At 34.9% G+C, this 23,044-nt stretch carries 16 protein-coding genes and 1 pseudogene; 9 read left to right on the top strand and 8 right to left on the bottom strand.

The genetic code is table 11. The features are described from left to right. Positions 1–117 (top strand): annotated as a pseudogene (locus H599_RS21485) (IS91 family transposase); the annotation flags it as partial. A 223-nt stretch (positions 118–340) separates the two neighbouring features. Here H599_RS21485 and H599_RS0116905 read toward each other — a convergent pair. The 8 genes from H599_RS0116905 to H599_RS0116865 all read right to left on the bottom strand — a co-directional run bounded on the left by H599_RS0116905 (position 341) and on the right by H599_RS0116865 (position 7,715). After that, complete coding sequence (locus H599_RS0116905) at positions 341–799, bottom strand: MarR family winged helix-turn-helix transcriptional regulator (protein WP_026715212.1); 459 nt, start codon at positions 797–799, stop codon at positions 341–343. Next, entirely contained in the window at positions 796–1,215 is a 420-nt protein-coding gene (locus H599_RS0116900) for an SRPBCC family protein (protein WP_026715211.1), read from the bottom strand. The genes H599_RS0116905 and H599_RS0116900 overlap by 4 nt, the downstream gene beginning before the upstream one ends. A gap of 567 nt (positions 1,216–1,782) precedes the next feature. Beyond that, a complete protein-coding gene (locus tag H599_RS0116895; RefSeq protein WP_026715210.1) occupies positions 1,783–3,012 on the bottom strand; it encodes an ATP-binding cassette domain-containing protein in 1,230 nt (409 codons plus the stop codon). A gap of 284 nt (positions 3,013–3,296) precedes the next feature. Then, entirely contained in the window at positions 3,297–4,067 is a 771-nt protein-coding gene (locus H599_RS20000; protein ID WP_051590790.1) for a patatin-like phospholipase family protein, read from the bottom strand. Between the two features lie 134 nt (positions 4,068–4,201). Continuing rightward, positions 4,202–4,639 carry an acyl-CoA thioesterase gene (locus tag H599_RS0116885; protein ID WP_026715209.1) on the bottom strand — a complete coding sequence of 146 codons (438 nt, stop codon included), beginning with the start codon at positions 4,637–4,639 and terminating at the stop codon, positions 4,202–4,204. Between the two features lie 151 nt (positions 4,640–4,790). Continuing rightward, entirely contained in the window at positions 4,791–6,074 is a 1,284-nt protein-coding gene (locus tag H599_RS0116880; protein WP_026715208.1) for a serine hydrolase domain-containing protein, read from the bottom strand. Between the two features lie 367 nt (positions 6,075–6,441). Then, on the bottom strand, positions 6,442–6,831 hold the full coding sequence (locus H599_RS0116870; RefSeq protein WP_026715207.1) for a DUF1398 domain-containing protein: 390 nt from the start codon (positions 6,829–6,831) through the stop codon (positions 6,442–6,444). 47 nt (positions 6,832–6,878) lie between these two features. Beyond that, a complete protein-coding gene (locus tag H599_RS0116865; RefSeq protein WP_026715206.1) occupies positions 6,879–7,715 on the bottom strand; it encodes a mechanosensitive ion channel family protein in 837 nt (278 codons plus the stop codon). A 305-nt stretch (positions 7,716–8,020) separates the two neighbouring features. On the opposite strand from H599_RS0116865, the gene dnaK reads away from it, so the two are divergent. The 8 genes from dnaK to H599_RS19995 all read left to right on the top strand — a co-directional run bounded on the left by dnaK (position 8,021) and on the right by H599_RS19995 (position 23,028). Beyond that, a complete protein-coding gene (gene dnaK, locus H599_RS0116860) occupies positions 8,021–9,901 on the top strand; it encodes a molecular chaperone DnaK (protein ID WP_026715205.1) in 1,881 nt (626 codons plus the stop codon). Between the two features lie 274 nt (positions 9,902–10,175). After that, the gene (corA, locus tag H599_RS0116855; RefSeq protein WP_026715204.1) at positions 10,176–11,246 is read left to right on the top strand and encodes a magnesium/cobalt transporter CorA; all 1,071 of its coding nucleotides are present in this window, start codon (positions 10,176–10,178) and stop codon (positions 11,244–11,246) included. A 39-nt stretch (positions 11,247–11,285) separates the two neighbouring features. After that, on the top strand, positions 11,286–13,379 hold the full coding sequence (pta, locus tag H599_RS0116850; RefSeq protein WP_026715203.1) for a phosphate acetyltransferase: 2,094 nt from the start codon (positions 11,286–11,288) through the stop codon (positions 13,377–13,379). An 82-nt stretch (positions 13,380–13,461) separates the two neighbouring features. After that, positions 13,462–14,646, top strand: coding sequence for an acetate/propionate family kinase (locus H599_RS0116845; RefSeq protein WP_026715202.1), 1,185 nt, complete (start codon positions 13,462–13,464; stop codon positions 14,644–14,646). 101 nt (positions 14,647–14,747) lie between these two features. Further along, the gene (locus H599_RS0116840; protein ID WP_035141833.1) at positions 14,748–17,492 is read left to right on the top strand and encodes a helix-turn-helix and ligand-binding sensor domain-containing protein; all 2,745 of its coding nucleotides are present in this window, start codon (positions 14,748–14,750) and stop codon (positions 17,490–17,492) included. 245 nt (positions 17,493–17,737) lie between these two features. Next, complete coding sequence (locus H599_RS0116835; protein WP_026715200.1) at positions 17,738–20,740, top strand: SusC/RagA family TonB-linked outer membrane protein; 3,003 nt, start codon at positions 17,738–17,740, stop codon at positions 20,738–20,740. A gap of 18 nt (positions 20,741–20,758) precedes the next feature. Next, complete coding sequence (locus tag H599_RS0116830) at positions 20,759–22,234, top strand: RagB/SusD family nutrient uptake outer membrane protein (RefSeq protein ID WP_026715199.1); 1,476 nt, start codon at positions 20,759–20,761, stop codon at positions 22,232–22,234. Between the two features lie 17 nt (positions 22,235–22,251). Next, complete coding sequence (locus H599_RS19995; RefSeq protein WP_081810594.1) at positions 22,252–23,028, top strand: LamG domain-containing protein; 777 nt, start codon at positions 22,252–22,254, stop codon at positions 23,026–23,028. The last annotated feature ends 16 nt before the right edge of the window (positions 23,029–23,044 follow it).

Raw genomic sequence — 23,044 nt, 5'->3', positions numbered from 1 at the left:
CCTAAATGTCCCTGTTGTAAAATAGGCAATTTACACCGAATAGCGGTTTTTGACCAGCGCGGTCCGCCTGCTTGGTATCTTGGCAGTAGCCAAAATTCCAGTCCCTATGAAAGTTAATTTTATGGGTAAGGGAACTTGTGTCCATAAGTGAAGGAAAACACGCCAAAAAACCACCCCAAATACACCACAAAAAAAAGAGGACACTTAATCCTCTTGCTATTCTCTCTCAAAACTTTTCGATAAATCCATAGTGCTGGCGGAATTTCAGCGGTTCCGTTCAACACGAGTTTCATTGTTCGGCTTACAGCCGCAACGAAACTCTAGCTGTTAGGTGCAGTTTTTATTTTTTCTGTTCGAGTAAAGTTAATAATTGTTCGTTAAAGATTTTTGTCTTTTCGTCAAGAGCTGCAAAAAAAGTCTTATCAAATGATTCAACTGTCTTTACTGCCTTTTTGATAATTTTCTTTCCATTTTCAGTAAGTCCAACTGTTTTGGCTCTTGTATCAGTCAAATGTTCTTGTCTTTGTAAAAGCCCTTTTGTTTGTAATGTTCTTAAAACTGTTGAAGTTGTCATTGGGTCAATTTTTGTATGCGAAGACAATAAAATTTGCGTAACTTCTTGTTTGTGCAAAGTCAACCAATGAATACTTGCCAATAAAACAAATTGTGAATGTGTCAATTCGTAAGGTTCTAATGCTTTTTTGATTTCTCTTTGCCATAGATTTGTCACTTGCCACAATAAAAAACCTGAACTTTCTTCTGGTTTTTCTACGCTGAATGTATTGTCATTTTTTTTCATAAATTTTTTGCAGTTTCTATTTGTGTTTGCATATCTTCTGGCAGTGTATTAACAATTTTTTGTGCTACAATTTTTATCCATAAAAAACTCAAAAGTCCTTTTACTGTCATTGTTGTTGTCAGTTTTAGTCCTTCTGTTGTTTCTTCAAAAGTGTGTTCTCCATACATTTTAGCCAAAGGAAATTTAGTAAAGTCTGTGAAACTTTTATTTTCGGACGCTTCTACTATTCCAATTTTAAGTTTTGGTCCGCCTTTTGGTTGAAACATAAAATGATTTCCTTTTTCAAACTTGCCTTCTAATTTTGCAAATTCAACTCCGTCGTCCCAGGTATGCCAATTATTGACATCTGCAAAGAGTTTCCACATTTGTTCTTTGGTGACTTCTTTTGTTACGATTGAATGAGATTTTGTCCACATATTTTCTTGAAATTAATGATTAAATAAATTTATAAGCGCAAATATAATAAGTGTACTTATAATATGCAATTTTATTTTTAATTCAAGTAAATTCTATTGGATTATTATGTGGCAGCGTGTCGCTCTAAAATTGTACCTAACGTTATGCCCGCTAAAAGAAGTGCCTTCCTTCAGTGGCTTTTAAAATATAAAATAATTTTTACAAAATTGACTATTGTTAGCAGAAAAGCACAAAGGCATTTTTTTTAGCGGGCTGTTGGGTGCAGTTACTGTTTCTAGCCTTTTGCTGAAATCAGTAGCGTATTATTTAACAAATATAAAAATAATAGATGTATTACAAATCATCAAAAGGACTTTTTATTTGTTGAATACTTTTCGTGTTTAATCGGTTTCAATAGCAATAGCAATTTCAATAACAATAGTAAATTTTCAAGTTTGCAGTACTGCACGTCAAAAAAAAGAAATTCTGAAACATTCCGACGTTTAGAAACAGAATAAAAAAAATCCGTTTAAAAGTTAGACTGTACACAAATCGGATTAGTATTAAAAAATTATAACAGAACAGCCTTATTTGATAACGCCAATAGAACCTTCCTCGGAAGGAATTAATTCGAGAATGGAATTGGGGGCCAAATTCGGTTCGATGCGGTGTGAAACATAAACAATGGTCATGTTCGATTCCTGCTTGAGTAAATTAATCAATTGGCACACCAGGGCTACGCTTTCGTCGTCTAAGCCTTCTACGGGTTCGTCCAAAATTACCAACGGCGGGTGTTTTAATACGGAGCGAACAATCATTGCCAGACGTTGTTGTCCTACCGAAAGGCGTTTGAACATCTTGTTTTTAAGGTGTTTCATCCCAATTAAATCCAGCCATTCGTCGGCAATTTTTTTATGTAGTGTCGTTGGCAGATCATACAATCCGATGGAATCAAAAAAACCGGAAAGTATCATTTGTTCCAAAGTGTGATTTCGGGTAAACAAACTCGTCATATTGGTAGCAAAATAACCGATGTTTTTCTTGATGTCCCAAACGCTTTCACCACTTCCTTTTTTGCGCCCAAAAAGGTATAAATCCTGTCCGTAACCTTTGGGATTATCACCGTTTATCAGTGATAAAAGCGTGCTTTTTCCGGAACCGTTTGGGCCTATTAATTGCCAGAATTCACCCTGGTTGATAGTCCAGTTGATGTTTTTGACAATGGGACGTTCCTGATAACTTACCGAAACATTGTTCATTTGAATCAAAATTTTTTCGGTTTGTTCAAAAGCATGCGGCGGATGCGGAATTCCGGACTGACTTATGATTTTGTTTTCGTGCGCTTCGTGTGAAATATTTTCCAATACAAAAGCATCCGAATTGATTTGTCGGTTATTGGAAATAAAAGGCAGTAAATCGGCTGAGCGATTGATGAGTTGGATAATGGTAATATGTGAGGCCATTTCTTCCAGTGCTTTTGCCAACTCAACTCTGGAGGCCTGATCCAAATGATCCATCGGATTGTCAAAAATGATAAAATCCGGTTTTTGGTCAATGCAGTATTGCAGGAATTTCTTTTTGCGCTGTCCGGAAGAAAAAGTACTCAGTTTCCGGTTAGAATCAATAGCTGTTAATTCGATGTATTGAAATTCTTTTTGGATAAACTGATCGATGGCGATATCCGAAAATAAAATTCCTTTTAAGGTGTTGAATGGAGTTAATTCATCTTTGGCATTTCCGGAAAGAATGTTTTCTATAAATTCTTTTTTATTGATTTGATTGGAAAGTAAAATGTTCCAAGGGGTAGCAGTTTGCATTAAAAGGTGTCTTTTTTATTGACTGCAAAGATAGGAAGTTTTAAGTTTTAAGTTATGAGTTATGAGTTATGAGTTATGAGTTGTGAGTTGGAAAGCAGTGCTCAGATAACAGATAACAGATAACAGATAACAGATAACAGATAACAGATACCAGATAACAGATACCAGATAAAAGATAAAAGATAAAAGATAAAAGATAAAAGATAACAGAAATAGATTACTTAACTGGCTCTAAGTTTCAACCCACAACTCAAAACTGACAACAGCCAACTGGCAACAATCAACTAAAATTGAATATCAAGTGCTTTTATTTTATGTTCCAATGTCAATGCGTATTGATAACTGTATCGGAAGATTTCGTCGGCATTTTTAAGGTTATAAAGACTGAATTGGGTCATGTTTGGCGGTTCGAAATACAAATGACAGCTGTGTGTTTTTTGTTCAACCGAACTTTTCATGGCCAAATGAAAACAGCGATCCAGAATATTGTTCATGTTTACTTTTTCGACTTCTTTTTTGATGGAATTCACATAACTGCCAATGATTACATCACATTGACCTAAAAGTGGTTCGATAGGGAAATTGTTCATCACACCGCCATCTACATACAAAGTGTCATTGAAATGTACGGGTTGAAATAATAACGGCATACAGGAAGAAGCCATAATAGCATGGGACAGGTTTCCGGAAGTGAAATAAACCAATTCGCCTTTTAAAATATCAGTTGCGGTAATATACAAAGGAATGTCTAAATCTTCGAAGGAATTATGCGGAAAACAGTCCAGATAAATGTCATGAAAGCCTTTCATGGCAAAAAGTCCCTGTCGTTTAATTAACAAATTAGAAAAACTAAAAATTTGACCTTTTTTCAGAATATTCAAAATCTCAGTTGCCGTATAACCGGCTGCATAAAAAGCGCCTGCAATGGCACCCGCACTGGTTCCGGAAACAATAGAAGCTTTGATATCAAATTCTTCTAAGGCTTTTAATAATCCTAAGTGGGCAATTCCTCTTGCGCCGCCACCGGAAAATACAATCCCAATTTTAGTTTTCATTTTTTGGTTTAAGGTTAAGAGTTAAAAGTTAGGCGTTTAATGTTTGTTTTAGCTTATTGAATTACTATTGCTATTGTAATTGACTATTGCTATTGTAATTGACTATTGCTATTGTTATTGAATTTTGCCATTGCCTAAGATTCAATAAAATCTTCGCTTTTAGGAATACTCAATAACGCATTAATGGCAATTTCCGGAACAGGATCGATGAGTTTGCGTAATTTGGTATCCATCCAGGCGCCATCGACCGTAAGTGTGGCACAAAGCAAATTGTCTTCGGTGCGAAATTCATGCGCAATCGACCAGCGCGAAGCATCGGCACGCATTTTAGCAATGGTAGTATGGATATAAACGGAATTTCCCTGAGTGATTTCTTTTCTAAAAACACATTCTTCTCTAAAAAGTACCGGACCAAAATGCATTTTTTGGAACACTTTTAGATTCAGTCCCAGACTGTCTAAGATTTCCATACGGTGTTGGGCGGCACAATCATAATACACACTGTGACGAACGTGAAAATTAGGGTCTAAATCAGCCCAGCGAAAAGTAAGGTGTTTGCTGAAAGAAGTCATATTTTGTTTTAAATAAAGTAACTTCCTGTAAATTTAGGGAATTCTAAATTATATAAAAGTAGACAACCTTATTTTTTAACAAGCTATTAAAGAATAAAAAAGCGGTTCCTAATTTTTTAGTAACCGCTTTTGAAGTTGTTTTTTTGATGCATTAATCATCGATAGCCTGTTCGGCCAAGAGTTGGAATTTCCAACCTGTATTATCAGATGTTTTTTGTGTTTGTTTCAGAATAATTCCAATCAAATCCTCTTTTGGGTCGGCAAAATATTGGGTGTTGAAATAACCGCCCCAGTTGAAAGTTCCTGTGCTGCCTTGTCCGCCCAAATCTTCGCCCATTTGGTTGAGAATTCTGAAACCTAATCCATGCCCGGCATCGGTTTTGCCCCAAATTTCACCTATTTGATTGCTCAGCATAAACTGAATGGTTGTTCTGCTCAATAAGCGAACACCGTTTAATTCGCCTTTATTTAGGAACATTTGCAGGAAAGTTGCATAATCTTTGACAGTACTGGAAAGTCCGGCACCTCCTGAGAAAAAGCTTTTGGCTCCTTTAATAGGATAATTGACATCATAAAAAGTATTGGGAAACGAAATCCATTTATCGTTTTCTTTAGTTTGAATGGTAACCAATCGGTTCGCTTTGGACTGAGGTAGGTAAAAATAGGTGTCATTCATGCCTAAAGGTTCAAAAATATGGGTTCGGTAATATTCATCCATTGGCATTCCTGACATCAATTCAATAAAATAACCAATGACATCCAAGCCTTCACTGTAAGTGAATTTTTCGCCGGGATTGTGGTGCAACGGAAGTTTGGCTAATTTTTTAACGCTTTCGCCAATGGTGATTTTATCTGTTGTAAATAAATCGGTTACGCCGGCATCTTTGTATATTTTTTTAAAACGCGCATTACTGTCAATTTGACCATAGCCAATTCCGGAAGTGTGGGTGATAAGGTCGCGAATGGTAATTTCTCTTTTGGCGGCTTTCGTAGTATATTTTCCGTCAGGATAAACCGAATCTAAAACCTGCGGATTTTTGAATTCGGGAATGTATTTCGAAATGGGGTCATCCAATTTGAATTTGCCTTCTTCCCAAAGCATCATCACAGCGGTTGTAGTAATGGCTTTCGTTTGGGATGCAATTCTGAAAATAGCATCGGTATTGAGTTTTTTAGAACTGGCATTATCGGCCATTCCAAAAGCTTTCAGATACACAATTTTGCCATGGCGGGCAATTAAGGCTACCGCTCCCGGAATTTCCGAATCAGCAACAGCTTTGTTAAGCATATTGTCGATACGCGCCAGTCTTTCGTCTGACATGCCAGCGCTGGCAGGAGTAGCTTCAATGAGTTTTGGGGAATTTTTAATGGATTTAGTTTGAGCGTAATTGCTAAAACTGGAAATCGTAAAAAGTAAAATAAAAAGGTTTTTCATGGTTGGTTTTTTTAGATTTAATCTGTGCTAAATCTGTTTGGTTTGTTTTATTAATTTTCTTTTTTGCTTGATCAAAAAAAAACAAAAAAATATTCATGCTTTAATACTGCTTTTTCGGTATTCATGAATCTTTGATTTCAAGTCTTACGCTTCCTTGTCGGTCAAATTAGTTTTCGAATGCTAAAAGAAAAAAAACTCGTCCCGAAGTGTCGGGACTCAGACAGCTTTTCTTTTTACGCATTCTTCAAACATTTGACACTCGACTGCGGAAGCTAAGGGCACTCGAACATTAACGGTTTAATTTTAATCTGAGGAAATCTGTTAGATCCGCTTTATCTGTGTTTTGATTTTTAACAATAAAATGTTATTACTCTGGGATTTTTTCAATCAGAATAGGATTTTTGGCGCTGTCATAATAAGTACAGGTCATTTCGATGATATCTACACGCCATTTGGCAATACCGCAAATGGCGGCATGCTGACAAAAAGTAGGATAATCGGTTTGTCCGTCCTGATGCATGACCAGAAATTCGATAAAACGTTCTTTGTTAGCTGATGGAGCTACTGCAATGGCATCATATTTTTTTTCGGTGCTTACACTAAAGTCGTTCGTGCCAATATAAGCCACGCTGCCGTCAGTAACAATGGTGTCATAACCTTTTACGCCTAATTGGATTAAATCCTGAATGTAATTGGGAAAATCAGCTCCTGATTTTACTTTGGCGTGAGCCGCTTTGATTTGTTCTATGGTAAACATGTTTGTTTTTTGTAGGTTTTCAAATTTAATGTAAAAAGAGGTATTGTTTATTTTTTAATAGTAATTTCTCTTTGTGGAAAAGGAATTGAAATTCCTTCCTGATCAAAACGTTTTTTGATGCTTTGCAATAAATCGCAGTACAAAATAAAACCGTCGCTGTGATTTTTGGTCCAGGCCCAGGCTTTCAGATTTACACTGGAATCGGCCAGGGCGATGACTCTGGCAACCACAAGAGGGGTGTTGTTCAAAATATTTTCAGGAGTTCGGGTGTCAATAAACAGCGGATGTTTGGCTACTTCTTCCTGCATAATAGCAAGCGCTTTTTCGATGTCGTCTTCGTAGCCAATTCCTATTTCGATGCCTTTGCAGCATTTGGTATCCTGCATATTGGTGTTTTGAATAATTCCGTTACTGATGACCGAATTTGGAATAATAATCCGATTGTTTTCAACATCTCTTAAAACCACCTGTCTCAAATTGATGTCTTCTACAATTCCGGTATAATCATTTATGGTAATACGGTCGTTGATGCGAAAAGGTTTGAAAATGACCAAAAAAATTCCACTCATGATATTGCTCAATGCCTGTTGTGAGGCCAAACCGGCGATTAAAGAAATAACTCCGGCACCAGCCAATAGTGAATGTCCGATGATTTTGAATTCGGGAATTTGAATTAGTGCAAAAGATATCCCCAGTATGTAAATAATGGTAATGATAAGGTGTTTTAAGAATTTGAATCCGGTAACATCAAAATCTTTGTGTTCAAGTCCTTTGTACATAAATCGTTTCAGGATTCTGTCAACAATGGCGCCCAAGACGAATGTACATACTAAAATCAGGATTATGGTGATAAGCAGTTTTAAGTCGGTTTTAAAGTTGAGCATGGGGCGATTTTTTTTTAGATTTTAAAAATAAGAAAATGTGATGAAATTTTCAGCTGATTTTTTGTTTAGTGAATTTTAATTTTTAGTTCTGATTGCTATTGAGATAGGGCTACATTAATAATATGACAGTCTGAAATTGGGTTTTGCACTTCTGTCAGCGTATTAAAAATGTCATCTTGTCAGTAGTTTTTGTGTCAATTTTAATTATTTATGTCAATTTACCGCAGGCTTTTATATTGGCACAAAGATTGACTTATGCAGCATGAGTTATAAACTAGTATATTAAAATTTAAATATAAATAAAAATGGGTAAAATAATCGGAATTGATTTAGGTACGACCAACTCTTGTGTTTCTGTAATGGAAGGTAGTGAGGCAGTTGTTATTCCTAATGCAGAAGGAAAAAGAACTACACCATCTATCATCGCTTTTGTTGAGGGTGGAGAAATTAAAGTGGGTGATCCTGCAAAAAGACAAGCAGTAACTAATCCAACTAAGACTATTGCTTCTATCAAACGTTTTATGGGACACACTTTTGCTGAAACAGAAGCTGAAGCAAAAAGAGTTCCTTACAAAGTAGTAAAAGGTGACAACAATACACCACGTGTGGATATTGACGGTCGTTTATATACTGCTCAGGAATTGTCAGCTATGACACTTCAAAAAATGAAAAAGACTGCTGAAGACTATTTAGGTCAAACAGTAACTGAGGCAGTTATTACTGTTCCTGCTTATTTTAACGATGCACAACGTCAGGCTACAAAAGAGGCTGGTGAAATTGCTGGTTTAAAAGTTATGCGTATCATCAATGAGCCTACTGCTGCTGCATTGGCTTACGGATTAGATAAAAAAGGAACAGATCAAAAAATTGCTGTTTACGATTTAGGTGGAGGTACTTTTGATATCTCTGTTTTGGAATTAGGTGACGGAGTTTTCGAAGTATTATCTACAAATGGAGATACTCACTTAGGAGGTGATGATTTTGACCAGGTTATCATTGACTGGTTAGCTGACGAATTCAAAGCTGAAGAAGGAATTGACTTGCGTCAAGATCCAATGTCGTTGCAACGTATTAAAGAAGCTGCTGAAAAAGCTAAGATTGAACTATCATCTTCTGCTGAAACTGAAATTAACCTGCCATACGTTACAGCTACGGCTTCAGGACCAAAACACTTAGTGAAAAAATTATCTCGTTCTCAATTTGAGAAATTAGCTGATTCTTTAGTAAAACGTTCTATGGAGCCTGTTGCTAAAGCATTAAAAGATGCTGGTTTATCAGTTTCTGATATCGACGAAGTAATCTTAGTAGGAGGTTCTACTCGTATTCCAAGAATCGTTGAAGAAGTGGAGAAATTCTTCGGTAAAAAAGCTTCTAAAGGAGTTAACCCTGATGAGGTTGTAGCTATCGGTGCTGCTATCCAAGGTGGTGTACTTTCCGGAGATGTAAAAGATGTATTGTTACTTGACGTTACTCCATTATCTTTAGGTATCGAAACTATGGGTGGTGTAATGACTGTTCTTATCGAGGCAAACACTACTATCCCAACTAAAAAATCTCAAGTATTCTCTACTGCTGCTGATTCTCAACCATCTGTTGAAATCCACGTATTACAAGGAGCCAGAGCAATGGCTGCGGATAACAAAACAATTGGTCGTTTCCACTTAGATGGTATTCCACCAGCACCAAGAGGAGTTCCTCAAATCGAGGTTTCTTTTGATATTGATGCTAATGGTATTATCAAAGTTTCTGCTACAGATAAAGGAACTGGAAAATCTCACGATATCCGTATCGAAGCTTCTTCTGGTTTAACTGCTGAAGAAATCGAACAAATGAAAAAAGATGCTGAAGCTAACGCTGATGCTGACAGACAAGCTAAAGAAAGAGCTGAAAAACTGAACGAAGCTGACAGTACTATCTTCCAAACTGAATCTCAATTGAAAGAGTTAGGAGATAAAATTTCAGATGAAAACAAAACAGCTATTGAATATGCTTTAACTGAATTGAGAATGGCTCACCAATCTCAAGACTTAGACGCTATTCAAAAAGGTTTAGACAACGTAAACGCTGCTTGGAAAAAAGCAACTGAAGCTATGTACGCTCAAGGAGAGCAAGGTCAGGCAGCTGCTGCTGAGCCACAAGCTGAAGGTGATAACGTTCAGGACGTAGATTACGAAGAAGTGAAATAAGTATTAAGACCCAAGGCTTTAGCCGAACGGAGCATAGCTAAATTAGTACTAAGTATTAAGAAAACCGTTCCTGAAAAGGAGCGGTTTTTTTTATGTCTTATTTTATCGAAAAGGAAGTTGTAAAGTTGGAAAAAAAGCCTAAAACATGATTTATCTCATAAAATGAACAGGAATTTCAAATTACTTTTGTCAGTGTTAATCTATGTTTTTAAATTGTTAAGTTGTTATTCTGTGCCAAAAGTTTTTCGTAATATTACTGTTAAATGATTTTTGTATGAGAAAAATAAAATATAAAAAAACCAGAAAAGTACAATTGAATCAGCTGGAATATACCGGAAAACATAAGCGTTCAGAATCGGAAATGCAGTTGTTTGTCTATGACGAGTCCTCTTTAAAAGAGAATCCTAATATTGTGCTTTCCGATTTTCAGCACAGCATTGATTTGACTAAAAACAACTGGTTGAATTTACACGGTTTGAATGATATTAGTATTGTTGAAGGAATTGGTGATTTTTTTGATATTGGAAATTTTTTGCTTTCAGATATTTTAAATACAACGCGGCGAACAAAATTAGAAGAAACAGCTACCAGTTTGTTTTTTAATATAAAATCCATTTTACCAACAGAGAATTCAGATAATATAACGGTAGAACAAATTAGTTTTTTGTTAAAAGAAGGCGTTTTAATTTCATTTCAGGAAAAACGAAGTGATTTTTTTACGCATATCCGGGAACGCATTCGAACTAAAGTAGGTGTGATTCGGACTAAAAAAATCGATTATTTGTTGTATTTGCTTTTGGATGCCGTTATCGAGAATTTTTACATTACCATTGAAAACGAAGAAGACAAAGTCGAAGAATTATTGGTGCTGGCTAAATCCAGTGACAATCCGGATATTTTGGTGCGAATAGAAAAACACCGCGACAATTTTAATTTTTTAAAGCGCTCCATTGTTCCGTTGAGGGATTCTTTAACCGGAATTAAAAGTTTGCAGGAAGATATTATTTGCAATGTTATCGAAGACGATTCTTATGTGTATTTTTCCAGATTACATCAAAAAAGTTTAGAACTTCTGGAACAAATCGAATCGGATATGGGGATGCTGGAAACCGCTTCAAATTTCTTTTTTTCGTCCCAGGGACACAAAATGAATCAGATTATGAAAACCCTGACGATTGTTTCGGCCACTTTTATTCCGCTAACTTTTATTGCAGGTATTTACGGGATGAATTTTGAAAATATGCCGGAATTAAAATTCCAAAACGGTTATTTTATTGTTTTAGGAGTTATGTTTTTGTTGGTTTTGGTCATGGTGGCTTATTTTAAAAAGATAAAATGGTTTTAAAAAGATAAAAGAAGAATCAGAAATTAAAATATAAAAATAATGAACAAAGCTATTTATATCGCAACTTCCGAAAGTAGTAGCGGAAAATCTATTATTACTTTAGGTTTAATGAGTATGCTGATTGGTAAAACGGCAAAAGTGGGCTATTTCAGACCCATTATTGAAGATTTTGAAGATGGAAAATTAGACAATCATATCGAAACCGTGATTTCTTATTTTGGTTTGGATATCAAATTTGAAGACGCTTATGCCATTACCAAAAGTCAGCTTATTAAAAAGAAAAATAAGGGAAAAATAGGCGATGTTTTGGATTTGATTATCGAAAAATTCAAACATTTAGAGGAACGTTTTGATTTTGTTTTGGTGGAAGGAACCAGTTTTAGCGGGGAAGGAACTGCTATTGAATTGGATATGAATGTTTTGATTGCTAAAAACCTGAGGATTCCTGCCATTATTGTCGGTTCGGGAGTGGGGAAAACTTTAGAAGAATTCCTCGATGGAGAATATTTAGCTTATGATTCGTTTAAAAATAAAGAAGTAGAAGTTTTGGCTTTTATTGCTAATAAAATTCAACCTGAAAATTTACAATTAGCCGAAGAAGGTTTACGCAGTGTTTTACCCAAAGAAGTTTTGGTGAGCGCTATTCCGGTGGTTTCCAGTTTGAATAATCCTACGGTTAAAGAAATCGTGGAAGAATTGGATGCCAAAGTGCTTTTTGGAAAAGATTATCTGAATAACGAAGTGGGCAATTATAGTGTGGGCGCCATGCAGCTGCGTAATTATTTGTTGCATTTGAAAGAAAATGCTTTGGTAATCACTCCGGGAGACCGTGCGGATATTATTTTAGGGGCTTTGCAGGCTAATGAATCAGCTAATTATCCAACTATTTCCGGGATTGTTTTAACTGGAAATATTTTGCCGGAAGATACCATTTTAAAATTAATTGACGGTTTGCATAGTGTGGTTCCGGTTATTTCGGTTGAAGGAGGAACCTATCGAATTACCAATCAAATTGGTTCCATTCAATCTAAAATATATGCCGGGAATAAACACAAAATTGAAACTTCCATCAGCACTTTCGAAAAATATGTGAATCTGGATGAATTAGCCAATAAATTAAGTGCTTTTGAGGCCGAAGGAATGACGCCAAAAATGTTTCAGTATAATTTGGTTAAAAGAGCCAAACAACATCGCAAACATATTGTGTTACCTGAAGGAAATGACGATCGGATTATTATTGCCACTTCGCGACTTTTGGCAATGGATGTGGTGGATATTTCGATTATTGGAAATAAAAAACAAATCGAACAGAAAGTTGCCGAACTGGGAATTGTATTCGATTTTTCGAAAGTAAATATTATTGTGCCAATCGAATCGGAATTTTATGATGATTATGTAAATACCTATTATGATCTTCGAAAAAGCAAGAATGTTTCGATGGCAATGGCGAGAGATTTAATGGAAGATGTGTCTTATTTTGGAACTATGATGGTGTATAAAGGCCATGCGGACGGAATGGTTTCGGGAGCTGCTCATACCACCCAGCATACCATTTTACCGGCATTGCAGTTTATTAAAACCAAACCGAATTCGAGTGTTGTTTCGTCCATCTTTTTTATGTGTCTGGAAGACCGTGTTTCTATTTTTGGAGATTGTGCAATCAACCCAAATCCAACAGCGGAACAATTAGCTGAAATTGCCATTTCTTCTGCTGATTCCAGTTTGGCTTTCGGAATAGAACCCAAAGTGGCGATGTTGTCGTATTCATCAGGTTCATCCGGAAAAGGAGATGAAGTAGAAAAAGTGCGCACCGCCACCGAAATTGTCAAACAAAAACGTCCTGATTTGAAAATTGAAGGACCCATTCAGTATGATGCAGCGGTAGATATGGGTGTTGGAAAAAGTAAAATGCCAAATTCAGAAGTAGCAGGGCAGGCAAGTGTGTTGATTTTCCCGGATTTAAATACCGGAAATAATACCTATAAAGCAGTACAGCGGGAAACCGGAGCTTTGGCTATTGGTCCAATGTTGCAGGGATTGAACAAACCGGTAAATGACTTAAGTCGAGGTTGTACAGTTGATGATATTATCAATACCGTTGTGATTACGGCCATTCAGGCACAGGGATTATAAAAAAGTTTAATCGTTTAACTGTTTAATTGGTTTGCATTAAACGGTTAAACAATTAAACTGTTGAACAATTAAACGATTAAAAATGAAGATAGTTATCATAAATTCAGGGAGTTCCTCTATAAAATACCAATTGATTGATATACCGTCCAAAGAAGTAATTTGTAGCGGTATGATTGACAGAATTGGTTTGGAAACTTCGAATTTTAGTTATAAAACCAATAAAGATGCTTTGGAGGAAATTTTGCCTATTCCCAATCACAAAATTGGTTTAGAGAAAATAGCACAATTATTACTCGATGAAAATATAGGAGTAATAAAAAGTACAGAAGAAATTGACGCGGTGGGGCATCGTGTGGTTCACGGTGGTGCCAGTTTTTCGGATACGGTTTTGATTACCGAAGAAGTCAAAGAAAAAATCAAACAGCTTTTTGAACTGGCTCCATTGCATAATCCGGCTAATTTAGAAGGAATTATTGTAGCGGAAGAAGTTTTTCCTGCTGCGAAACAAATCGCGGTTTTTGATACGGCTTTTCATCAAACGATGCCCGAAGTTGCTTATCGTTATGCCATTCCTAATTATTTGCTGACAGAAAACAAAATAAGAGCTTATGGCTTTCACGGAACTTCTCATAAATATGTTTCTGAAAAAGCGATTGCTTTTTTAGAGAAAAACAGCAAAATAATTACAGTTCATTTAGGAAATGGTTGCAGTATTACCGCTGTAAAAGACGGAAAAAGTGTCGATCACAGTATGGGGTTTGGCCCTATGAACGGTTTGATTATGGGAACCCGTTGCGGAGATATTGACCAATCGGTGATTTTTTATATGGTTAATACCTTAGGTTATAAATTGAACGAAGTCAATACGGTTTTGCAAAAACAAAGCGGAATGCTGGGACTTACCGGCTATAGTGATTTAAGAGATATTGAAGCGAATGCTCAAAAAGGTGATGTCAATTGTCAATTGGCACTGGATATGAATGTCTATCGCATTAAAAAATACATCGGAGCTTATGCGGCGGCAATGAACGGCGTAGATGCTATTGTGTTTACAGCCGGAATTGGCGAAAATTCGACTTATATCCGAAAATCAGTTTGTACGGATATGGAATTTTTAGGAATCGAATTGGATGACGCAAAAAATGCAATTCGTTCTAAAGAAATCAGAGCAATCAATACCGATAATTCCAAAACTAAAATTCTGGTAATTCCTACCAATGAAGAGCTTGAAATTGCTAATCAGGTGTATGAATTAATTTTAGCTTAGCTTTTTTTCAGATTTAATAGTAAAGGCTTCTCGAAAGAGAGGCTTTTTTTTGTATTTATCTATCATAAATCTAATTATATTTGGGTATAAAACCATGTATTTTGAAAACAAACCTACTTAAATTACTATTTCTGTTTTGTTTATCCTCATCATTTTATGCGCAGGAGTTGCTCCCTTTTGTAGAAAATTATACGAAATTAAATTACGAAGGAGACAATCAAACCTGGAGTGTGGCTCAGGGAGAGGATGACGCAATGTATTTTGCCAATAATCATTATTTGCTGAGATATGATGGGGTAAAATGGGAGAAAAATATGTTACCAAATAAAACTGTTATACGATCCATTATGGTGAAAGGCAACAGGATTTATTCGGGTTCGTATAAAGAATTTGGTTACTGGGTAAGAAAAAATGCGAAAATGGATTACGTCTCAATTTCTAATAATAAACTGATTTTTAGTGACCGTGATAACGAAGAAATCTGGAAGATATTTGAATTTAATAACAAAATCTATTTCCAGTCGTTTAATGCGCTTTTTCAATTTGACGGCAAGAGAATAAAGAGTTTTAAATTTCCTTTTTTGGCTTCATATTGTTTTGTGATTAATAATCAATTGTTGGTGGCAGCAGTAGATAAAGGAATTTATGAATTTAAGGATTCTCAGTTTTTCAAAATACAAAGGTGGTCGTTATTAGAGAATAATGTGATTCATTCGATTGAAAAGCATCAAAATAAGATTTATTTTTTTACGAAGAAAAAAGGGATTTATGTTGACGAAAATGGTGTTTTAACTGCCTGGAAATACCCACTAAATGAAATTTTAAAAGGAGCCAGTATTAATGTTGCCAAGTTTATTAAAAATAACCGATTAGTAGTAGGAACGGCTAATAGAGGGGTTTATATTTTTGATTTAAATACCGGTTCTTATCGAAATATCAACAGGAATAATGTATTGATGAACAGCTCAATTTTGAGCATAGCCTTAGATAAAGAGAACGATTTATGGCTAGGTTTAGACAATGGAATTGCTCATGTGGAAGTCAATTCTCCGGTGTCTATTTTTCATGATAATTCCGGGACTTTGGGTTCAGTATATTCTGTAGTTAAAACAGATAAAGGTTATTTAATGGCTTCTAATTATGGTGTTTTTAAATATGAAGGGGATGTTTTTTCTTTTATTCCTAATTCTCAGGGACAATCGTGGAATATCAGTAAAATTGATAATAAATATTTGATTGGACACGACGAAGGTACTTTTGTTTACGAGAATGGTACTTTTTCTAAATTAAACGGTGTAAACGGAGGTTGGAATTTAATAAAAAGCAGTATTAATAATTCTTATTTGCAGGCAAGTTACAGCGGTGTTTATGTTTATGATGATTTGCAAAATTCAGATCATAAAGTGATGATTCCGGGACTTTTAAAACCTATTAAATATATCGCTCAAAACAGAAAAAATGAAATTTGGGCGGCAGATAATTACAGAGGTTTGTATCGGGTAGTTTATAATGATGCTTATGAACCTCTTAAAATTGAAAATATCACACAGAAGAGTAAAATTACGAATGACTTTGGTGTCAAAATTTTTGAATTTAGAAACGAAATACTTTATCTGATTAATAATACCTGGTACACCTATAATTCAATTGCTGATAAATTGGTTAAAAATGAGTTTTTTAATACGCATTTTTTAAACGTTTCAGATATTGTTAAAATCGATGAAGATCATTTTGTGATACTTCAGGATGGTTTACTGTATCAGGTTTACGCTAACGAAAATAAATTTGTAAAAAACCTTTTTCAGGAGAAATATTATAAAGGAAAGATTATCAATGGTAATTTGAAAATTTTTGAATCCAATGGAAATTATTTATTAAATCTGGATGATGGTTTTGTTTCTTTTAAATTTAAAAACAAAGCTAATTTAAATCCTCAGTTAAAAATTGAAGCTTTTGACAAAGGTGTTTATGTAGCTAATAATTCGAAGATTCCATATAATTCAGAGTTAAGTATTAATGTGATTTCGGGTAAATATGGGGTCGAGAAGCCTAATATATTTTACAAACTTGATAAATCCGTTGGTTTTATTCCGGTTAAGGAAGGGAAAATTCTTTTGAATAATTTGGAAAGCGGTATTCATAATTTTGTGGTTTATAATTATAGCGGAAGTAATTATGCTGAAGTTGCTTCTTTTAATTTTGAGGTTGCAAAACCCTGGTATTTTTCTTTTTGGATGATTGTGGTTTATATATTAGTGATTGTGGCTGTTTTGTATTTGTATTATAAGTGGAATAAGATGCGTTATCTCCAAAAAATGAAATTGAGAGAAGAAGAATTGAAGCATCAGAAAAAAATTCTTGAAATGGAATTAAAGGCTGAAAACGAATTGAATATTCAGGAATATGAAAAACATATTTTAGAATTAGAAGTTTTGTCTAAATCTTCAGAGGTTGCCGGAAAATCTCTTTCGATTGCCAAACAAAGTGAAATGATTGAAAATATTCAACGCATTTTAGAAACAGAAAGAGATTTCAATAAGTTGAAAAGTGAAATTAAGAAAGTAATTAAAATAAATGAGGTTTATAAACACGAATGGGAAATTTTTGAAACTAATTTGAATCAAATTCATAATGAATTTATTACTAAAGTATCCAAGAAATATCCGCATTTAACTTCAAAGGATGTAAAATTGTGTGTTTATCTAAAAATGAACCTTTCTTCTAAGGAAATAGCTCCGTTAATGAATATTTCCTTTAGAGGTGTTGAATTGCACAGGTATCGTTTACGCAAAAAATTAAACTTATCTCAGGATGATAACCTGTCTAATTTTTTATTAAGTATATAAAAATAAACTACTTTTTTTATACATTTTATATTTTTAATAGTCTTTTTTTGGTTGATTCCGGTACATCATTACTACATCATAACAATATGCTAAAGGATCTTTCGTTTGGTTTTATCTTGTTTGTTTTCAGTATTTTATGTTTGTTTTTTGATGTAATGATGTGGCTGTGTAGTAGTGTGATTTGATGTGTTCTACGGTTGTAATTGTTTAATTTGGCTTAACTAACTTTAACATTTATTAACCATATGAAAAATTTAATTTTTAGCTTTTTAGCACTCCTATTGCTTCCGGCTTATATGTCCGGACAGGTACAGGCAATTAAAGGAAAAGTAGTTGACAGTAGTGGATTGGGACTTCCCGGAGCCAATGTCATTGCTGCCGAGTCCAAAACTTCTACTGTAACAGATTTTGATGGGAACTTCACAATTAATGCTAAGGCTGGGGAAATCTTAAAAATTTCGATGATAGGTCTTGAAACAGCTTCTATACCTGCAACGGATACACCAATGACAGTTACTTTAAAAGAAGCAGCAGATACTATTTTAAAAGAAGTTGTTGTTATTGGGTATGGAACAGCCAAGAAAAGGGATTTAACAGGATCTATTGTTAAAGTAGAAGGCAAGCAAGTAGCGGATAAACCAAATGCGAATCCAGTTTCATCAATTCAGGGTAAAGTAGCTGGTTTGTCTGTTGTGAATACCGGTAAACCAGGAGAAGATCCTGATGTTAGAATTAGAGGTACTGTAAGTAGATACCAAACGAAACCATTATATGTGGTGGATGGAATTTTAAATGATAATATCAGTTTTATCAATCCAAATGATATTGAATCGATGGAAGTTTTAAAAGATCCTTCTTCTCTGGCTATTTTTGGTGTTCGAGGCGCGAATGGTGTTATTATCATTACTACCAAAAAAGCTAAAAGTGGTGTCACTACAGTAAATTTGAGTTCTTCCATAGGAATTAAAACGATACCTAATAAACCTTCAATGACTAATGCTTCTCAATTCAAAATGTTGTATGATGAGCAAAGAGTTAACGAAGGGGCTTCGCCTTATGCTTATTACGATAAATTTAGCGCCAATACAAATTGGGTAAATACTATTGAAAATAATAGTGCTAATCAATTTATTCATAATATAAGTATCTCTAACGGAACCGAAAAGAATAAATTTTATTTAGGTGCGGGTTATCATGCAGAAGAAGGTTTGATTGAAAATGAAAAATTTAAAAAATTCACTTTCAATATCAATGACGAAGTTCAAATTACTGATGGAATAAAAGTAGGGATTGGTTTTAATGGATATGATGCCAGAATGCCTCAATTGCATGATTTTATATCTTCTTTGAATGCCACTCCAATTGTAGCTCCTTATAACAGCGAATTTGGATTGTACAATCAATTGCCAATTGAAATTGGTGGTGCTCAAATAGGGAATCCTTTAGCAAATGTTGAGGGGAAAAAATATACTCAGTTGAATAGAGATTCCAGATATGTTGGAAATGTTTTTGCTGAGTTTAAACTTTTTTCAGGTTTGAAATTCCGTGCAGCCTATTTAGCCGATTTAGGATACAGTAAAGGAAGAGGATATACTCCGGTATTTAATATTTATGTAGGAGAAACAGGAGAAACAACATTGTATGCCGGAAATGCATTGACTAATGTAAACCAATTCAAAAGCGATACTCAAAAAACGCAACAAGACTATTTGTTTACCTATGAGAAGTCTTTTGGAAACCATAATTTAACTGCTTTAGCAGGTTATACCAGATATCAGGAAGGATACGAGTCTGTTAGTGGTACAGTAAAACAATACGTAAATGGTGATCCAATACCTTATGATAAAAGATGGTGGTATCTAAATACTTATCCTTTTGGTGATCCAACGACACGTTTGTCAAATTCAGATCAATGGGACAGAGCCACCGTTTCTTATCTAGGTCGTGTTTTATACAATTATGATGGAAAATATATTTTGAATGCTTCTTTTAGACGTGATGGTTCTTCGGAAATTAGCGAAGCAAACAGATTTCAAAATTTTTGGTCGGTAGGTGCTGCCTGGGATGTAGCCAAAGAAAAATTCATGGAAAATCAAACAATTTTTGATCAACTTAAAGTGAAAGGCTCTTATGGTATTTTAGGGAATCAATATTCAGGAGTTCATTATCCGTCACAACCTAATTATACTACGGGTTCTTCGGCCGTTTTTGGGGAATCCTTAGTGCCGGCTTATGTTTTAGCCTATAGAAACAATCCAAATTTAGAGTGGGAAACAGTGACTTCTTATGAAGCAGGATTTGAATTATCAACCTTAAAAAACAGGTTAAAATTTGAAACAACCTATTATAATAAAACCACTGATAACTTATTGACATTTGTGGATTTGGGAAGTGAAAAATTTTATACCAATGCAGGAGAAATTTCGAATAAAGGATTTGAGTTTTCAGGTTCCTGGAACGATAAAATAAATGATGATTTTACTTATTCTGTTAGCGGAAATTTAGCAACACTTAAGAATAAAGTAAAATCAGTTTATATTGAAGGTTTTGAAGTGTTTGACGGACCATCTATTTTAACCGCCGGTGCTCCGATTGGTTCTTTTTACGGTTATAAAGTAGAAGGCGTTTATCAATCTTATGCCGATATTATAGCTTCTGCTCCCAGTACTCTTGGGAACTATGCTCCGGGAGATTTAAAATTCAAAGACGTAAATGGTGATGGACAGATTACTACAGATGACAGAACTATTATTGGAAATCCAAGTCCTGATTTTACTTATGGATTTTCAGGAAATATTACCTATAAAAATTTTAGTTTTTCTATAGATTTTCAAGGAGTTTATGGAAATGAAATTTATAGAGACTGGGGTAATGGATCCACTTTTGCTCAATTCAATTACAGAACAGCCCGATTAGACAGATGGAATGGAGCAGGTACTTCGAATTGGGAACCAAGACTTAATGACGGATCAGGATATAATAAACTGAATTCAACTTATATGATTGAAGATGGCAGTTATTTAAGGCTAAGAAATATTCAACTGGGATATAATTTTGATGCTCAATTATTAAAAAGAATAAACATTCAAGGATTAAGAGTTTATGTTAATGCACAGAACTTGGTAACATGGGCTAATAATTCCGGTTTTACACCAGAAGCAGGCGGAACACCAACCTCTTTTGGTAGAGATACAGGAGGATATCCAATCCCGACAATCATGACATTAGGATTGAATGTGACTTTTTAAAATTTAAAATAAAGAAAAATGAAAAATTATAAATATACCATCAAATTATCACTTTTTGCTTTGTTAGCAGTAACAGTTTTAAATTCATGTAATGATGATGAATTTTTAGACAGAAAGCCATTAGGAACTGCAACAGAAGGTGATTTAACAGCAGGAGGATACGAAGAAAAAGCATTTGGTTTATATGGAAAAATCAGAACTCAGGAAGGAGTTACTAATTGGGACAGATATTGGTTCCAAAGTATTCGTTCTGATGACGCTCAAAAAGGGAGTACAGCAACCGATGCTGCAACCAGAGGGAATGTTATGGATAAGTTTCAATATTCTCCGGCAGAGTTTGCTGCTTATTGGGACGGACATTATAGTTTGATTTTTGCCTGTAACGATTTAATTGTAGATATTGATGAATCGGGTTTAACAGATGAGGGAACGATGATTAATAAAGCCGAAGCTATGGCAATCAGAGGATTTGCTTTTTTTGATTTGCGCAGAGATTATGGTGAAGTACCAATTATTTTAAAGAAAATTGTTGTTCCAAGTGATGGTATTAAAGCCAAATCGACTGTTGCAGAAGTTGATGCCCAAATTATTAGTGATTTAGAATTTGCTGCTTCCAAGTTACCGGATAGTTGGCCAGCTTATCCGGGGAGAGCTACTAAAGGCTTTGCGAATGCTCTATTGGCAAAATTATATTTGTATCAGGGTAATTGGACTAAATCTTTAGAAAAAAGCGAATTAGTTATCAATTCTGAACAATATGTGTTGGATAACTCCTATGTTACCTTATTTTCTGAAGCGGGTGATAATTCAAAAGAATCCATTTTTGAAGTTCAGTTTTTAAGAGAAGCCGGAGTAAATTATTCTAACAATTATTGGGAATCTCAAGGAGTGCGTGGCTCAAGTACCTGGGATTTAGGTTGGGGATTTAATGTTCCTACTCAAAATTTAGTAGATGCCTATGAAACAGGTGATCCTCGTAAAGATGCTACAATTCTTTATTCAGGTCAAAATGATGGTTTTGGCTTAACGGTTCCAGACAGCCCGCCATTGGCTCAACCGTATTGGAATAAAAAAGCGTATACAACTCCAAGTATCAGACAAAGTTACGGAGAAAATAAAAATCATTGGAAAAACATTAAAATTTTGAGATATGCCGATGTAATATTAATGGCTGCTGAAGCGGCAAATGAATCAGGAAACACAACCAAAGCATCCGATTATTTAGAAATGATTAGAGCCAGAGCAAGAGGTACAGGTACTGTTTTACCTAAAGTAACAGATTTGAGCCAGACAGGTTTAAGAACAGCTATAAAGCACGAAAGAAGAATTGAACTTGCCATGGAAAATGAACGATTTTATGATTTGGTAAGATGGGGTGATGCTCCGGCAGTTTTAGGTGGTTTGGGATATCAGGCTAAAAACCAATATTATCCAATTCCGCAAACGGCTATTGATCAATCTGGAGGGATATTAGTTCAAAATCCTAATTACTAATTTTTAAAGTTAAAATCATGAATATTAATAAATCAATTATAAAGAGAAGCTTTGGGATACTGCTTATTTCATTAGCATTTATTGGATGTCAGGATATGGAAAGACCGGAATTAGGAGATTATCCAACTGACGTGGGCAATTATACACCTCTGGATGGAGAAACCCTTTTTGCAGAGTTTAATAATACATATTATCTTAATTCTATAAACGGAGCACCAGCTACTAAAGTTGGAAATTCCAGTTTAGGAGAGCCCAAAGTAGGAGAGTACTCTTTTATGGGAGCTACAGATTCTTACATAACCTATCCGGTGAAAGGCTTGTTTGGAACTAATGAGTTAACAGTTGGATTTTGGTATAAAGTGAATGCAGCGCCTGATAGATCAGGATTAGTTGTAGTTGGAAATCCTTCAATTACGGGAGATGACGGACGAAAATATGGTTTTCGTTTGTTCAGAGAAGGAAACGGATCTTCTCAAACCATAAAATTGAATGCAGGTATTGGAACAGGTGAATCATGGAATGATGGAGGAGTATTAACTGTAGATAATAATTGGGTTTATATTACGCTTACTATTTCTGAAACTGAATCTAAAATTTATTTCAACGGCGTTCTTCAAAGAACAAGTACATTCTCCAGTCCGGTAAATTTTACAGGATGTGTTGATTTTCTAATTGGTTCCGGTGGTCCTACTTTTTCTTATTGGGGACATAAGTCGGATAATAGTTTGTATGATGAAATAAAAGTTTTTAATAAAGTTCTTACTCAAACTGAAATAGTCAGTCTGATGAATTAATACTTTTTTAATAGAA

This window comes from Flavobacterium daejeonense DSM 17708 (assembly GCF_000425425.1).
Taxonomy (GTDB): Bacteria; Bacteroidota; Bacteroidia; order Flavobacteriales; family Flavobacteriaceae; genus Flavobacterium; species Flavobacterium daejeonense.
This window is presented reverse-complemented; position numbering and strand designations above follow the sequence as displayed.

Coding starts and splice junctions, on each gene's coding strand:
- H599_RS0116845 (WP_026715202.1), top strand. CDS start 13,462: ATGAAGATAGTTATCATAAATTCAGGGAGTTCCTCTATAAAATACCAA.
- dnaK (WP_026715205.1), top strand. CDS start 8,021: ATGGGTAAAATAATCGGAATTGATTTAGGTACGACCAACTCTTGTGTT.
- H599_RS0116905 (WP_026715212.1), bottom strand. CDS start 799: ATGAAAAAAAATGACAATACATTCAGCGTAGAAAAACCAGAAGAAAGT.
- corA (WP_026715204.1), top strand. CDS start 10,176: ATGAGAAAAATAAAATATAAAAAAACCAGAAAAGTACAATTGAATCAG.
- H599_RS0116900 (WP_026715211.1), bottom strand. CDS start 1,215: ATGTGGACAAAATCTCATTCAATCGTAACAAAAGAAGTCACCAAAGAA.
- pta (WP_026715203.1), top strand. CDS start 11,286: ATGAACAAAGCTATTTATATCGCAACTTCCGAAAGTAGTAGCGGAAAA.
- H599_RS0116895 (WP_026715210.1), bottom strand. CDS start 3,012: ATGCAAACTGCTACCCCTTGGAACATTTTACTTTCCAATCAAATCAAT.
- H599_RS0116880 (WP_026715208.1), bottom strand. CDS start 6,074: ATGAAAAACCTTTTTATTTTACTTTTTACGATTTCCAGTTTTAGCAAT.
- H599_RS0116885 (WP_026715209.1), bottom strand. CDS start 4,639: ATGACTTCTTTCAGCAAACACCTTACTTTTCGCTGGGCTGATTTAGAC.
- H599_RS20000 (WP_051590790.1), bottom strand. CDS start 4,067: ATGAAAACTAAAATTGGGATTGTATTTTCCGGTGGCGGCGCAAGAGGA.
- H599_RS19995 (WP_081810594.1), top strand. CDS start 22,252: ATGAATATTAATAAATCAATTATAAAGAGAAGCTTTGGGATACTGCTT.
- H599_RS0116865 (WP_026715206.1), bottom strand. CDS start 7,715: ATGCTCAACTTTAAAACCGACTTAAAACTGCTTATCACCATAATCCTG.
- H599_RS0116830 (WP_026715199.1), top strand. CDS start 20,759: ATGAAAAATTATAAATATACCATCAAATTATCACTTTTTGCTTTGTTA.
- H599_RS0116870 (WP_026715207.1), bottom strand. CDS start 6,831: ATGTTTACCATAGAACAAATCAAAGCGGCTCACGCCAAAGTAAAATCA.
- H599_RS0116835 (WP_026715200.1), top strand. CDS start 17,738: ATGAAAAATTTAATTTTTAGCTTTTTAGCACTCCTATTGCTTCCGGCT.